The organism is Thermanaerothrix sp., assembly GCF_056331585.1.
Genome location: NZ_JBWGPQ010000032.1, coordinates 1 through 13412, shown reverse-complemented (window position 1 = coordinate 13412; position 13412 = coordinate 1). Strand labels below are relative to the sequence as shown.

Annotated in this window: 11 protein-coding genes; 7 read left to right on the top strand and 4 right to left on the bottom strand. The window is 48.9% G+C overall.

Features of this window, described 5'->3' with window-relative positions; genetic code table 11:
* Positions 1-10 precede the first annotated feature (10 nt).
* Entirely contained in the window at positions 11-1438 is a 1428-nt protein-coding gene (locus tag AC01YT_RS10685) for an RNA polymerase factor sigma-54 (RefSeq protein WP_476675286.1), read from the bottom strand.
* A 132-nt stretch (positions 1439-1570) separates the two neighbouring features.
* Positions 1571-3631, bottom strand: a complete 2061-nt coding sequence (locus tag AC01YT_RS10680) for a cytochrome D1 domain-containing protein (protein WP_476675284.1) — start codon at positions 3629-3631, stop codon at positions 1571-1573.
* Positions 3632-3854: 223 nt separating this feature from the next.
* Here AC01YT_RS10680 and trmFO point away from each other — a divergent pair, with 223 nt between their 5' ends.
* From trmFO to AC01YT_RS10650, 6 genes are read left to right on the top strand one after another with little or no spacing between them, the layout of a single operon-like run.
* Positions 3855-5231, top strand: coding sequence for a methylenetetrahydrofolate--tRNA-(uracil(54)-C(5))-methyltransferase (FADH(2)-oxidizing) TrmFO (gene trmFO / locus AC01YT_RS10675; RefSeq protein ID WP_476675282.1), 1377 nt, complete (start codon positions 3855-3857; stop codon positions 5229-5231).
* An 8-nt stretch (positions 5232-5239) separates the two neighbouring features.
* Positions 5240-6148, top strand: coding sequence for a M28 family peptidase (locus AC01YT_RS10670; RefSeq protein WP_476675280.1), 909 nt, complete (start codon positions 5240-5242; stop codon positions 6146-6148).
* A gap of 50 nt (positions 6149-6198) precedes the next feature.
* Positions 6199-7440, top strand: a complete 1242-nt coding sequence (locus tag AC01YT_RS10665) for a sensor histidine kinase (protein WP_476675278.1) — start codon at positions 6199-6201, stop codon at positions 7438-7440.
* Between the two features lie 7 nt (positions 7441-7447).
* Positions 7448-8632, top strand: a complete 1185-nt coding sequence (locus AC01YT_RS10660; protein ID WP_476675276.1) for an aminotransferase class I/II-fold pyridoxal phosphate-dependent enzyme — start codon at positions 7448-7450, stop codon at positions 8630-8632.
* A 33-nt stretch (positions 8633-8665) separates the two neighbouring features.
* Complete coding sequence (hflX, locus tag AC01YT_RS10655) at positions 8666-10042, top strand: GTPase HflX (RefSeq protein WP_476675274.1); 1377 nt, start codon at positions 8666-8668, stop codon at positions 10040-10042.
* Positions 10014-10223, top strand: coding sequence for a hypothetical protein (locus tag AC01YT_RS10650; RefSeq protein WP_476675272.1), 210 nt, complete (start codon positions 10014-10016; stop codon positions 10221-10223). The genes hflX and AC01YT_RS10650 overlap by 29 nt, the downstream gene beginning before the upstream one ends.
* Before the next feature lie 65 nt (positions 10224-10288).
* On the opposite strand, the gene rpmF is transcribed toward AC01YT_RS10650, so the two are convergent.
* Positions 10289-10483 (bottom strand): 50S ribosomal protein L32, encoded by a 195-nt coding sequence (gene rpmF, locus AC01YT_RS10645; RefSeq protein WP_476675270.1) that lies wholly within the window; start codon positions 10481-10483, stop codon positions 10289-10291.
* A 263-nt stretch (positions 10484-10746) separates the two neighbouring features.
* Between rpmF and AC01YT_RS10640 the strand changes: the two genes are divergently transcribed.
* Entirely contained in the window at positions 10747-12138 is a 1392-nt protein-coding gene (locus AC01YT_RS10640; RefSeq protein WP_476675268.1) for a GH1 family beta-glucosidase, read from the top strand.
* Between the two features lie 79 nt (positions 12139-12217).
* Here the strand turns inward: AC01YT_RS10640 and AC01YT_RS10635 are convergent, their stop codons facing one another.
* Positions 12218-13225, bottom strand: coding sequence for a BMP family protein (locus AC01YT_RS10635; RefSeq protein WP_476675266.1), 1008 nt, complete (start codon positions 13223-13225; stop codon positions 12218-12220).
* Between the last annotated feature and the right edge of the window lie 187 nt (positions 13226-13412).

The following is a 13412-nucleotide window of genomic DNA, read 5'->3' as shown; positions in this document are numbered from 1 at the left end:
CGAATCTTTATTATGGAGTAGGAGAGCGTAGAGAGGATCGGCGCAAATGGGCCGGTAATATACCTTCCATCATACGATATTTTGCCACAGTCCGTCGCGCCACCTTAAACCCCTGCTGCCTCAACCGCTCAGCTAATTCGGCGTCGCTTAGAGGCGACGATTCGCTGGCAATGATTTCACGCAACGCACTTCTGACATTGCTATTCCGGTCAAAGAAAGACGCCAACGGCACGATGCGCTTATTAGGTAATTGCACATTCTTTTGTGCCACAGCTCTAGAGATAGTTGATTCGTGAAGGCCGAGTTCGCGTGCAATCTGATTGCGTGTTATCGGTCGTAAATAGCGCTCTCCTCGTAAAATATAATCACGTTGTAACTCAACGATGCGGCGCATCAATCGCAGTAACGTGTGGTTTCGCTGTTGTAGGCATTTGATGAAAAGCGATGCTCGCTCCAAGTCACCGCGTAATTCCTCGCGTGTTTCGCCTTCCGCCTGGAACAATGCCTGCCGATAAATAGGATTGATCCGTAAAGTTCCCCTCAACGGTAAGATAATCTCAACCACAAGTGGCCCCTGTGGATCATCATTGAGATGTGAAATAATCACATCTGGTGTCAACGTGCGCCGGGATACTTCAGATGGGGTGCGAATATCCCCCCAATGCCCTCGCGCAGGGTAGGGATTTAGATTCTCGCTAATAAAACGAGCCGCTTCTCTTACCACATTGAGAGGTAGGTGTAGTTTGCGTGCCAATTCAGCATAACGATGTTTACCCAACTCATCAAGTCCATCCCGAATCAATTGAGCCACGGCCTCTGGAACTACTTGATTTTCACACAAAACCTCCAACTGCACCAACATAGCTTCTTGGGGGGTAAACGAACCAACCCCTAACGGATCCACTCGCTGAACAGCCCTCCGCACTCGTTCAACCCGTGAGATAGGCACATGGAAATAGTTTGCCACCTCTTCCAAATTTACGCTAAGTAAACCATCATCATCTAAATGCATGACGAGGTGAGCCGCAATAAGTTGGTCTTCATGCGAAAGGTCAAAGATAACTTGGCGGAGCACATAATTGGGCAAGCTAAGCGGCTCAGAGAAGAACCGTTCTTCGGGCAAATCACTATTCTCTTCATCTGCGCGCTCACCGGAGAAAGAAGGCAAGAAATCATCACGCGAAGAAATAAAAACCACAATCTCATCCAAATGGTTCTCGCGCGGTTTACTACATATCGGGCAAACGCTTTCGTTCGGTCGTAGCAAACGCTGGCACATTGGACAGCGTCGCTCTTCGGTCAATTCCAGTGCAGGATTGGCCAATTCGGCCTGGATCTTCTGCCACAATTCTTCCACAGACTGATGCAACAGCGACATCGTCTGTGTCAAGTGCGCGGTGATGATTGTACGGGTAGATGTTTGCTGAATCTGATACATAGCAAATCTCTATCTCTTACACAAGTAAGTATATGCGCAAGTGATTCGAGTTGCAAGTTTTATGCCTGGTTCAAAATAATAAAAGCCCCCGCTTGCAAGACACACGGGGGCAACAAACTCGCCCTCAAGGGTTCAATATATGTCGTTAACAGTGTTGTAGACGTTAAATTTTCCAGTCGGTGTGATTAGATTAGGTATCCGAGCCTTTTCTTGGAGTGTTCGATCATCATAAATGACAATCTCACCCGTTTGACCTGGCTTATCCGCCGCCCCCCATACGCTCACCCAAATTTCGCTTCCCTGACGATTGTATTCAAAGTGAGTCGCACGACCATAATTCGCCACTTCCCAGCATTTATAAGGCTTAGAAGGATCTGCTTTCGCCACAACACAAATGGTGCGTGCCAACTGAGGATCGGAGTTGAGAGTCATATCAACCCAAATCCAGGGGCTAGTGGGATGTGTCTTAATAAACAAACTCCCTGCCCCGGGTAAGGTGATTTCACGCACCGCTTTCCAAGCATAATCTGGATGCCCTAATGGGTCGGTGCCAATGGATGTAATTGCCGCATCGCCCAGATGCCCTGTGCTCCATACCGGACCAAACTGCGGATCTACCCAATTAGCCCCCCGTCCAGGATGCGGCACCGCTGGGGTATCTACTAAGGCCACCAACTTACCCTCAAGTGCATCCACCACGGCCACCTTATTGGACTGATTGGCCGCGACCAGAAAGTATCGCTTGGTCACATCCCATCCCCCGTCATGCAGATAACGCGCGGCCTCAATCATTTTGATCGTGGGATTATGCGGATCGCTGTAATTCACCAACCAAATTTGCCCAATTTCCTTTACATTGACGATCCATTCAGGCTTGAAATGGGATGCCACGATGCTGGCGACACGGGGTTCGGGATGAAATTCCTCCGTATCCACCGTGTATCCCCGAGTACTCACAATCTTAAAGGGCTCAAGTGTTTGCCCATCCAGGATCACGAAGTGCGGTGGCCAATAACATCCAACAATGGCATAGCGGTCGGTAAAGTCTCCCAACTCCCCTTTATACTTACTAACCTCGACAGACCGAGCATCATAGCATGTTTGGACCTCGGCGACTTTTTGGGGGATCTCAGACCACAAATCTATCATAGAGAGACGTCCGTCGCGCCCAATCACATAGACATAACGACCCGTGGCCGACATGCGTGAAATATGCACCGCATAGCCAGTATCAATTTTCGTCACAACTTCATAAGTATCACCATCAATAACAGCCACCTGACCAGCGTCGCGTAACGTGACCACGAAGTAATTTTGCCAATCCCGCCCGGTCTGGGGTTGAGATGGTCGCTGGTCTGGGGAAACCATAACTTTCCAGGTTTGTTTCATCTGATCGAGCGACATCTCTGGTGGGGAAGGGGGCTCCATTTGCAAGAATTTAGCCATAATTTCGGTTTGCTCTGGCGTAAAGAACCCTTGCTTTCCCCAGTCTGGCATGCCTCGCGGTGTACCATTAAAAATAATAGTGGCTAAAGCCAGCGTTCCCTTGGATTGAGTCACATCCGGGGTAAGTGCAGGTCCTGTAGCACCCTTACGCAGTGTGCCATGGCAACCCGCACAACGCTCAAAATAGACCTGTTTTGCCCATGAAAACTCCTCATCACTCAGCAAAGAAGTCGAGGTGGAAACCGGGGTTGTCTCAATTGGTGTCGCATCCACGATCTCTTCAGGGCGATGGTAGAGATATTGCACTATGGCTTCTATCTCTGCGGGGGTTAAAAGCGTGCTCAAATTCGCTGGCATTAACCCTTTTTGACAAGGGGCACCATTGCAATCCGAAGGCAGATAAGCATCTGGATCTACAATGGCTTCCCGTAAATAATCCACAACATTATGAGCCTTACCTCGGTACTCTCCTGACTTAAGACGTTCCTCGGCTACCTCAGCAATTTGGGACAAATCTGGGCCAAGGGTGCCCTCAGCACCCGGAACACCAGGAATAACATGACAGGCGCCACAACCACCTTTTCTGAACCCCTCTAAAGCCAAATTAGCGAATGCCTCTTCGGTAGTCGGCGAGGCAATTTCAACGGAGGAGGTAGGTAGAGACGGCGTTGAGGGTTTACCACCACAAGCCGCTAGCCCTACCGCAACCAACATCATTGCCATCCACAAAAACCCTTTCCGTTTCATAGTTGCTCCTTGAGAGTATAAAATGGGAAAACAGAATTGAAACAAGAGGAAATCCGCCCCATTACTAAGATTAGAAGAATTGTGCGTTTTTAATATTGCGCCAGAGCAAAGAGCTCACAAGATTTTTCCCCATTCACCAGAAGTCGCCTTGACACAATCCCTTATCCTGGATACTATCAACTCGCAACATACCCATATCTTAACTGTTTGATGAGAGCAGACCATGAGCGTAATTCATGTAATTGGTGGTGGTTTGGCAGGAAGCGAGGCCGCCTGGCAAGCCGCAGAATTGGGGGCTGAGGTCATTCTTTACGAAATGCGTCCTCTAACCACCACTGGTGCGCACCGAACCGACAAACTGGCCGAATTGATTTGCTCCAATTCGCTTGGCTCGCGTCTCCTCGACCGTGCTTCCGGTCTGCTCAAAGAAGAATTACGCCTTTTACGTTCATTGCTGCTGGAATGCGCTGAAGCCACCGCCGTTCCCGCCGGTGCTGCACTGGCAGTTGATCGGGATGCTTTTGCGGAACTGGTCACTCGTATATTGAGCCAGCACCCGAAAATTCGAATTGTGCGTCAGGAAATTACGCAAATTCCCGAGGGCGTGGTGATCATCGCTTCTGGACCATTAACATCGCCGGCACTGAGTGTTGAAGTACAATGTCTTACCGGTGAGGAATATTTATTTTTCTATGATGCTATTTCCCCGATTGTGACCGCCGAATCTATTAATATGAACATTGCCTTCAAGGCATCACGTTATGGGCGCGGTCTCCAAGATGAAGGTGATTACATTAATTGCCCCATGAACAAAGCCGAATATAAGGCCTTTGTAGATGCGCTTATTCACGCCGAACGCATTCCTCTACGTGAATTTGAAAGGGCTATTGAGCATGGCGTTAAGGCGGGAGCAGATAAATATTTTGAGGGGTGTTTACCCATCGAAGTTTTAGCCGCACGGGGCGAAAAAGCTCTGGCTTTTGGACCTCTTCGCCCGGTTGGATTAATTGATCCGCGCACCGGCAAGCAGCCTTACGCCGTGGTGCAACTTCGCCAAGATAATCTGATGGGAACTCTCTATAGCCTGGTAGGCTTCCAGACCAATCTTACCTACCCTGAACAAAAACGTGTCTTCCACATGATTCCCGGACTCGAAAACGCGGAGTTCGTGCGCTATGGTCAAATGCACCGCAATACCTATATTGCATCACCACGGCTTTTATTGCCCACACTCCAATTACGTCATCGTAAGAACATCTTATTCGCTGGACAGATCACAGGAGTGGAAGGATATATGGGTAATATCGCTACCGGCCTGCTGGCAGGATGGAATGCAGTACGTATTTTGAGGGGGGAAGAGCCAGTAACCTTGCCCCTAACGACCATGCTAGGCGCTTTGTGCCGATATATCACCGAAGCGCGTCTGGAGGATTTTCAACCCATGAAGGCTAATTTTGGACTTTTACCCGAACTATCCGACCCGCCCCAAGGGAAACAGGAAAAGCACCAACGCTTGGCTATGCGGGCTTTGGAGGATTTGAACACCTGGCTCCGCCGATATCCGGAACGTCAACAGGTTAAACTCCCCAAACTACAATAAAGGTTACCATGCCGAAAAAATCACCCCGCTTTCGTCTGTTCCTAACCGTCCTGTTGATCGCAGGGTTACTGGCAATTGGGCGATTAATCCTTAATGTCACCCAACCACCGCTGGTTTTCAATGCCCAACGCGCTTATCGCGATGTGCAAGACCAGGTTGCTTTAGGGGCACGCACGCCGGGTAGTCCTGCCCACATTGCCCTACAAGATTATATTGTCAAAACTCTCCAAACCAACGGCTGGACGGTTGAAACCCAGTCAGGAAATTATGCGGGAAAAACTCTCGTCAATCTTATTGGCAAACGAGGCAATCAACGTCCCTGGATCATCTTAGGCGCCCATTATGACTCCCGTCAACTGGCTGATAGGGATCCAAACCCAGAATTGCGCAATCAGCCTGTTCCAGGCGCCAATGATGGAGCATCAGGGGTGGCCATTCTACTCGAACTGGCACGCACATTACCTAGAGATCCGGATAAGGAAATTTGGTTAGTCTTTTTTGACGCCGAAGATCAGGGGGAAATTCCCGGATGGGAATGGATTATGGGCTCACGCTATTTTGTTTCCCAATTAGAACGTCATCCGGATGCAGTGGTAATTGTAGACATGGTTGGGGATGTCAACCTGCGCATCCCCAAGGAACGCAATTCCAACCCCCAACTCACCCAGGAAATCTGGTCAATCGCTCACGAACTGGGCTATCAGGAATACTTTATAGATGCAGAGGGCCTGGCCATTTTGGATGATCACGTTCCATTTCTCGAACTATCTATCCCCGCAGTAGACGTGATTGATTTTGATTATCCCTATTGGCATACCACGCACGATTTGCCGGATAAAGTTTCGCCTTATAGCCTTGAAATCGTTGGGCGTACCTTGTATCATTGGATTACTTACCCTCGATCAACAGTCCCCTAATAAACAATCAGCGGTTGGCAAAAGCGCCCGGCTCGCTTAAACTTATAAACATGGAAAAACTCAAAGATTTGTGGGCATTTGTTCAGGCTGATTGGACCGAGCACACCGTTCGGTTGGTGGGCGAAAACACCCCCACCCGAGAAAACCTGCAACTCCAAATTTATGACTTCGCTCAAGCACTCCACAACGTCCTTGATGAAGGTGCATACCACGAGTTAGATCCCATATTGGAGCGCTGGGCATCATCTTTGACCCAAACCGACCTTGAGAGCAGTACCAGTGACTTAATGCGGTTTATGGGTATTCTAATGACCTCAGCGTTTGAAACGATCAAACAGCATCTAAATCCCCCTGAGGCACTAATCCTCATCGAAGGACTGCTCCCATGTTTCAATTATGCTTATGAACGACTTGCACATCACGAGATAGAAGTGAAGACATCCTATATTTCCAATCGCCTGAGTCAGGTTCAACAGCGACTTGAACGACTCGATAAAAGCAAATCCGACTTTATTGCGATTGCGGCTCATGAGCTGAAAACACCGCTTACCCTAGTTGAGGGTTATACTGCCATGTTACGGGAAGGACTGCGTCAGCGTGCAGCGCTGTCTCATGAGATTACAATACTGATAGAAGGAATCGAGAATGGTGCAAAACGATTACGCCACATCATCGAGGACATGATTGATGTTTCATTGATTGACAACGCCCTGCTCTCCCTCAACCTTCAACCCACATGGTTAAATCACTTGTTCGAGATCCTTGACCGGGAACTGCGTCCCGCTATAGAAGAAAGGCATCAGACATTTCAAATCCGTCACTTCCCCGGATACGACGAGATGATTTTCGGTGATCCCGAACGGCTGCTTCAAGCCTTTCGCAACATCCTGATCAATGCCATCAAATTTACCCCTGATGGCGGAAGAATTGAGATACATGGACGGGAACTGCCTGGTTTTGTAGAAGTAACCATTCGAGATACCGGCATTGGCATTGACCCCAATGACCAAAGCCTGATCTTTGAGAAGTTTGCCCGCATCGGTAATGTTGCCTTGCACTCCAGCGGCAAAACAAAGTTTAAAGGGGGCGGCCCAGGTTTGGGTCTTCCCATCGCCAAGGGTATTATTGAAGCCCATGGGGGAACGATATGGGTAGAATCTGAGGGCTATGATGAAGTGCGCTGTCCAGGTTCTACCTTTCACGTCCTACTCCCCAAACATCCACCATTGCTTGAAAGACGCGCCGCCGACTTTCTAGCGGCGTTAACCCCAACCCAATCCTTATCTGAGTAGATAAATTATGAGCGCTTCGTTTATTCAACCTGCACATCGAATTGCCTCGTTCCAACCTTATTTTTTCGCTAGCCTTAACCAGAAAATTGCCGAACTTAAGGCTCGCCACGTAGATATTATCCGTATTGATATGGGTTCTCCAGACCTACCACCAGCCGACTTCATCATCGAAACGCTGGTTGAACATGCACGCCGATCGGATACTCACGGCTATACGCCTAATGGCGGCTTCCCGGCATTCCGGGAAGCGGTTGCCACCTATTACCGTCGTCGGTTTGGGGTCGAGTTAGACCCGATGAAAGAAACCTTGGCGCTTATTGGTTCCAAAGAAGGGCTCTTTAACTTGGCTCAGGTTATCCTCAACCCCGGCGATGTTGTATTGGTTCCCGATCCAGCCTACCCGGTTTACGAAGCCGCGAGCATTATTGCTGGCGCAGAAGTGATTAAACTACCGCTCAAACGCGAGAATAATTTTTTACCCGATCTGGACGAGATTTCCCCCGAGATACTCGAAAAAGCAAAAATTTTATGGCTAAACTACCCCAATAATCCTACCGGTGCCATCGCCCCATTGGCTTATCTTGAACATATCATTCAGTTAGCCCATCGCCATCGTTTTATTGTTGCCTTCGACGCCCCATACACAGATATTTGTTTCGGAGGGTATAAAGCCCCCAGCATTTTACAAATCCCGGGCGCCAAAGAGGTTGCCATTGAGTTTAACTCCCTCTCCAAAACCTACAACATGGCCGGTTGGCGGGTTGGCATGGCGGTGGGCAACCCTCAGATACTTCAATATCTGCATACTTACAAGAGCCAAATGGACTCTTCTCACTTCCAGCCTATCTTGCTGGCGGCAATCGCTGCCCTCACTGGCGACCAAAGTTGGATTGAAGAACGCAACCGCATTTACGAACAGCGGCGCGATCTGGTCGTCCAGGCCTTGAAAAAGGCGGGTTTTGAAGTTGAGCCTCCGGCAGCCGCTATTTATGTGTGGGCTCATCTTCCTACTGGTTATGAAGACAGCACCGCATTCTGCACGCAACTGCTGGAAGAAACCGGGGTTAGTATTACCCCTGGTATCGTTTATGGAACTTACGGTGAAGGCTATATTCGGATTTCGTTGGGTGCACCCACAGAACGACTGCAAGAGGCCATGGCACGCCTGACCTCGTGGCTTCAGAAGGCCTAGTATGTCAGAAGGCCTAGTATAATTAGTCAAGCCATGAGTCCAAAAATTCCAGAACCCACCGCTTTTCCACGCGAGCGCGCTTTTCTGGTTGGGGTAGAAATTCGGAACGAGCCTTCCCCTCTCTCCCTGGAAGACTCACTCGCAGAATTGCGCCTCCTCGTCCAGACAGCCGACCTCGAAGTAGTGGGAGAAACCTACCAACGCCTTGATCGACCGCATCCAGATACTTTAATTGGAAGTGGTAAGGTCGAGGAGATCAAGGCTTTGCTAGAAGAAACTGCGGCAGACGTGGTAATTTTCGATGCCGAACTGACCCCCCGCCATCAACGCGAACTGGAAGAAAGATTTGGTAGTCAAGTCCGCGTACTAGACCGTACCGCACTGATTCTCGACATCTTTGCCCGTCATGCCCATACCCGGGAGGGCATTTTACAGGTTGAACTGGCATTTTACGAATATCGTCTACCGCGATTAACACGCGCTTGGACCAATTTAGCTCAGCAAACAGGCGGCGGTGGTGGCAGAACAGGGAGCCAAGGTGGGGTTGGGCTGCGCGGTCCGGGTGAAACGCAACTCGAGGTAGACCGACGAGAAATCCGTCGTCGCATTGCTTTCCTCAAGCGCGAACTAGAAAAAGTGCGCGCCCATCGTCAGCGCTATCGTCAACAACGCCGCAAATCCCAAGTTCCAGTCATTTCATTGGTGGGTTATACTAACGCCGGTAAGTCCACGCTGTTAAACCGATTAGCCCGGGCACAGGTGTATGTGGCCGATCAGCTTTTTGCAACCCTAGATCCAACCACCCGCCGAGTGGAACTCCCTGGGGGACACGTAGTACTCTTCACTGACACAGTGGGGTTCATTCAAAAATTGCCTACCCAACTGATTGCTGCCTTTCGTGCCACTCTGGAAGAGATCACCGAATCGGACCTGTTGGTTCATGTGTTAGACGTTACTCATCCCAACGCGGTCGAGCAGTGGAAAGTCGTTCAAGAAACGCTCGAAGAAATTGGTGCCGGTGATATTCCAGTCATTACTGCTCTAAACAAAATTGATCGGTTACCCGATACCACTGCGATTAAGGCGCTTTCGGATGCTTTTTATCACTCTGTGCCCATCTCTGCTCTTACCGGAGACGGAATCCCAAACCTATTGCGGGCTATTGAGACCACTCTTTACGAAGATTACACTCCGATCACTGTTCATATTCCTTATTCAGAGGGCCACCTCATCTCACTGTTTCATGAACATGGGAAAGTCGAACGCGTCACACATCACGACGGATATGTCACCATGCAGGGTTTATTACCAGGGCGATTCCTGGCTCGTTTTACCCCCTTTACACGAAGTATAAAAACAGTGACCCAGACAGATCACGAAAATGGATCAATGGATTTCCCGGATTCTTGACCGCCTTTCCGAATATCTAGCTGCGCGCAAGGGACTTCTCCCTCTAACCGGTTTGGGGTTCATTCTCTTGAACCTAATCCTTCAATTCTTTACCAATGGATGGATTACCCAGACCGACCTCTTTTTACATCTTGGGCTTTTTTTAGCCATTCTGGGCTTTTTAATTGCTCGTGCTTTATAAGCCTTGTTAAAAACAAAAACGCGACTTTAACATCGGTCGCGTTTTTGGCTTAAACGGCGAGATAACTACTTTTTGGCTTCTTTTTCCATGCTGATAACTTCGCGTCCCTGATAATAACCGCAATTGGGGCACACCGTGTGAGGCAATCGCAATTCACCACAATTGCTGCATTGCACCAAGTTCACCGCTTTGAGGGCATCATGGGCACGACGGCGATCGCGTCGCCCCTTAGACAATTTGCGCTTTGGTAGAGGTACCATGGTTTATGCTCCTAATCCTTTACTCACTATATCCAATGACCCGCGAATTATAATGAGGAGATCCTGAAAACGTCAAGATTAATAAGAACCAAAATCCCCTTGTATTTAGCTCCAAAAAACCCTATAATTGAACTATGAATTGGGAGCGCTTCTAAGATTTAGGTAATTTACCCTCGAAAGGCCGCCGTTAAACGGCTTTTCAAAACCAAAATGTTGGGAGCGCTCCCAATACAGTGACCTCCAATCGACAAAGGACGTTTTCTATGGATACCTCATATCAAACTTCTTCTTTCACTCAACTCGATGTGTCGCCTCAAAACATGCAGTTTCCGACCGGGTTTCTTTGGGGAGCAGCCACTTCTGCCTATCAAATTGAAGGTGCCTGGAATGAAGACGGTAAGGGCCTTTCTATTTGGGACACTTTCGCTCACGCCCCCGGAAACATACGCGATAGCCAGAATGGCGATGTTGCCTGCGATCATTACCATCATTGGCGAGAAGATGTTGAATTAATGAAAGCCATTGGGCTAAAAGCCTATCGTTTCTCTATTTCCTGGCCGCGTATCTTCCCCCAAGGAACTGGGAAATTCAATCCCAATGGGTTAGACTTTTATCAACGCCTAGTAGATGAACTGTTGAAGGCAGAAATTGAACCCTTTGTGACCCTCTACCATTGGGATCTCCCCCAATCTCTCCAAGATCAAGGCGGATGGCCTGCTCGCGATACAGCCAAAGCCTTCGTTCAGTACGCTGATCAGGTTTCTCGAGTGTTAGGTGATCGGGTCAAATACTGGATCACTTTCAACGAGCCATTTATTGTGGCTTGGTTAGGTTACTTGATCGGTGAACATGCACCCGGGCACAAGGACAGAGATGAAATGCTTCGTGCTGCCCATCATCTTTTACTCGCTCATGGCTGGAGTGTCCCAATCCTTCGCCAAAACTCTCCTCGCGCTCAAGTCGGAATTACCCTCGACTTTTACCCCGTAACTCCGGCCTCTTCTCACTTTGCCGACCGATATGCGGCTTGGTTACAAGATGGATATCGCAATCGCTGGTTGCTTGACCCTTTGGTTGCACGTGGTTACCCGCCTGAGGTTATCCAGTTCTTCAATTACCCTATGGATTTCATCCAACCAGGTGACTTGGAAGTCATCGCAACACCCATTGACTTTATGGGAATGAATTATTACAGTCGCCAAATCATTCGAGCCAGAGATCGGGAGAATGAGGATTTCGCTCCCATTTCCCTCCCCCCACCCTCTGGAAGCGAAATCACCGAAATGGGATGGGAAGTCTATCCACAGGGCCTTTTCGAATGGCTCACGCGCCTGACCTACGAATATCGGTTTCCCGCGATCTATGTGACGGAAAACGGTGCAGCCTATCCCGATAACCCTGATGACTCCAGGATTGAGGATGCTCAGCGGATTAATTACTTACGCGAACATTTTACTCAAGCCTGGCGTGCTTTGCAGGTTGGAGTGCCTTTAAAAGGTTATTTTGTCTGGTCGCTCATGGATAACTTTGAATGGTCTCACGGCTATACGAAGCGCTTCGGCTTGATCTACGTAGACTTCAAAACTCAGGAACGGCGAATGAAGAGTAGCGCATACTGGTATCGTCGGGTGATTGCCTCAGGAAAACTTGAGTAGAAAACAATCGTAAAGAAACGATGCGCTCCCCATGTTTAGAGCGCATCGTTTTGAATTGCTGGGCTCTAGTTTTTCTGTCCTACTTCACGTCAACCACAATGCTACCATCTTTGATACCCTGGATGGTGGCTTCCGCTTTAGCCTTAACCTCAGGCGGCACTAATTTGTCATTGTATACCATCTCTAACCCGCCATTTCTGAACGACAAATAATAGACCTTGCCACCCGGCTCACCGGCCTTATTGCTTGCGATCATATCGCGTAGGATGACCTCCCAACGGTAGATCAAATTAGCTGCTACAGTATCTGGAGCCAGAGAGTCTTGATACCAAGCCGAGGCCAACCAAATTATACCGTTTTGTTTGGCAACATTGATCGCACCAGTTACCGATTGAGAGGTGCCGGTTAGAACATCCGCACCTGCCCGGACATGGGTCTCTGCTGCTGCTGCCATCAAGGAAACATCCGAGAATGACCCAGTATAACTGATATTAACCTGAATCGTGGGATCAACCGACTTCACCCCTGCCTCGAACCCCAAATTATACAGCCGTGCATCACCAGCCTCAACCGGTCCGGTGACCCCAACCACCTTGGTTTTAGTCAACATCCCTGCAATCACACCGTTCACATAACCCCCTTCTTGTGCTTCCGGTTGGTAGGCAAAGATGTTGTTTATCCCTTCTTCTTTATAGGTCTGAGTGGTGGTACCCCAAGCAAACGAGGTCTGGGGAAACTCAGGTGCGATTTGTTGCAACGACGTCCCATACTGGGCACCATGCGCGATAATGAGGTTATACCCTTGTGATGCGTAATCTCGAATAGCGGCTGAGGCATTCGTAACATCCCAGGCGTCTTCAGAAACCGCGATCTCCAATTTGCTAGGCCCACCCATTTCCTGTTGTACTTTGAGTAACCCCTCATAAAGCGATTGACTCCATTCCAGGTCTCTGATTGTGCTGGGAAGGATCACCGCCACTTTAAACGGTTTCTCCTCAGCAGGTGGGGTGGCAGTTGCCTGAGCACAGGCCGTGAGCAACAACGAACCTACCACAATCCATAATATGAGCCGTTTTATCACTGTCATGGAACCTCCTTAAGGGTTTGGGAATAAGGATTTCCGCTGCTTAATCGAATTTCCTGATCGCAGCGCTCGAGAACTTACCACCCACATAAAATTTTAACTCAAATACTCAAATAAGGAAACCCCTTTATCTCTACGCTAGGGCTTTTTAAAGAATTAATTTTTGGGTAAAATTGAGCCATCCTACTTG

Bases quoted from the DNA above. Each gene is read 5' to 3' on its own strand.
- AC01YT_RS10685 (WP_476675286.1), bottom strand. From the start codon at position 1,438: ATGTATCAGATTCAGCAAACATCTACCCGTACAATCATCACCGCGCAC.
- AC01YT_RS10680 (WP_476675284.1), bottom strand. From the start codon at position 3,631: ATGAAACGGAAAGGGTTTTTGTGGATGGCAATGATGTTGGTTGCGGTA.
- trmFO (WP_476675282.1), top strand. From the start codon at position 3,855: ATGAGCGTAATTCATGTAATTGGTGGTGGTTTGGCAGGAAGCGAGGCC.
- AC01YT_RS10670 (WP_476675280.1), top strand. From the start codon at position 5,240: ATGCCGAAAAAATCACCCCGCTTTCGTCTGTTCCTAACCGTCCTGTTG.
- AC01YT_RS10665 (WP_476675278.1), top strand. From the start codon at position 6,199: ATGGAAAAACTCAAAGATTTGTGGGCATTTGTTCAGGCTGATTGGACC.
- AC01YT_RS10660 (WP_476675276.1), top strand. From the start codon at position 7,448: ATGAGCGCTTCGTTTATTCAACCTGCACATCGAATTGCCTCGTTCCAA.
- hflX (WP_476675274.1), top strand. From the start codon at position 8,666: ATGAGTCCAAAAATTCCAGAACCCACCGCTTTTCCACGCGAGCGCGCT.
- AC01YT_RS10650 (WP_476675272.1), top strand. From the start codon at position 10,014: ATGGATCAATGGATTTCCCGGATTCTTGACCGCCTTTCCGAATATCTA.
- rpmF (WP_476675270.1), bottom strand. From the start codon at position 10,483: ATGGTACCTCTACCAAAGCGCAAATTGTCTAAGGGGCGACGCGATCGC.
- AC01YT_RS10640 (WP_476675268.1), top strand. From the start codon at position 10,747: ATGGATACCTCATATCAAACTTCTTCTTTCACTCAACTCGATGTGTCG.
- AC01YT_RS10635 (WP_476675266.1), bottom strand. From the start codon at position 13,225: ATGACAGTGATAAAACGGCTCATATTATGGATTGTGGTAGGTTCGTTG.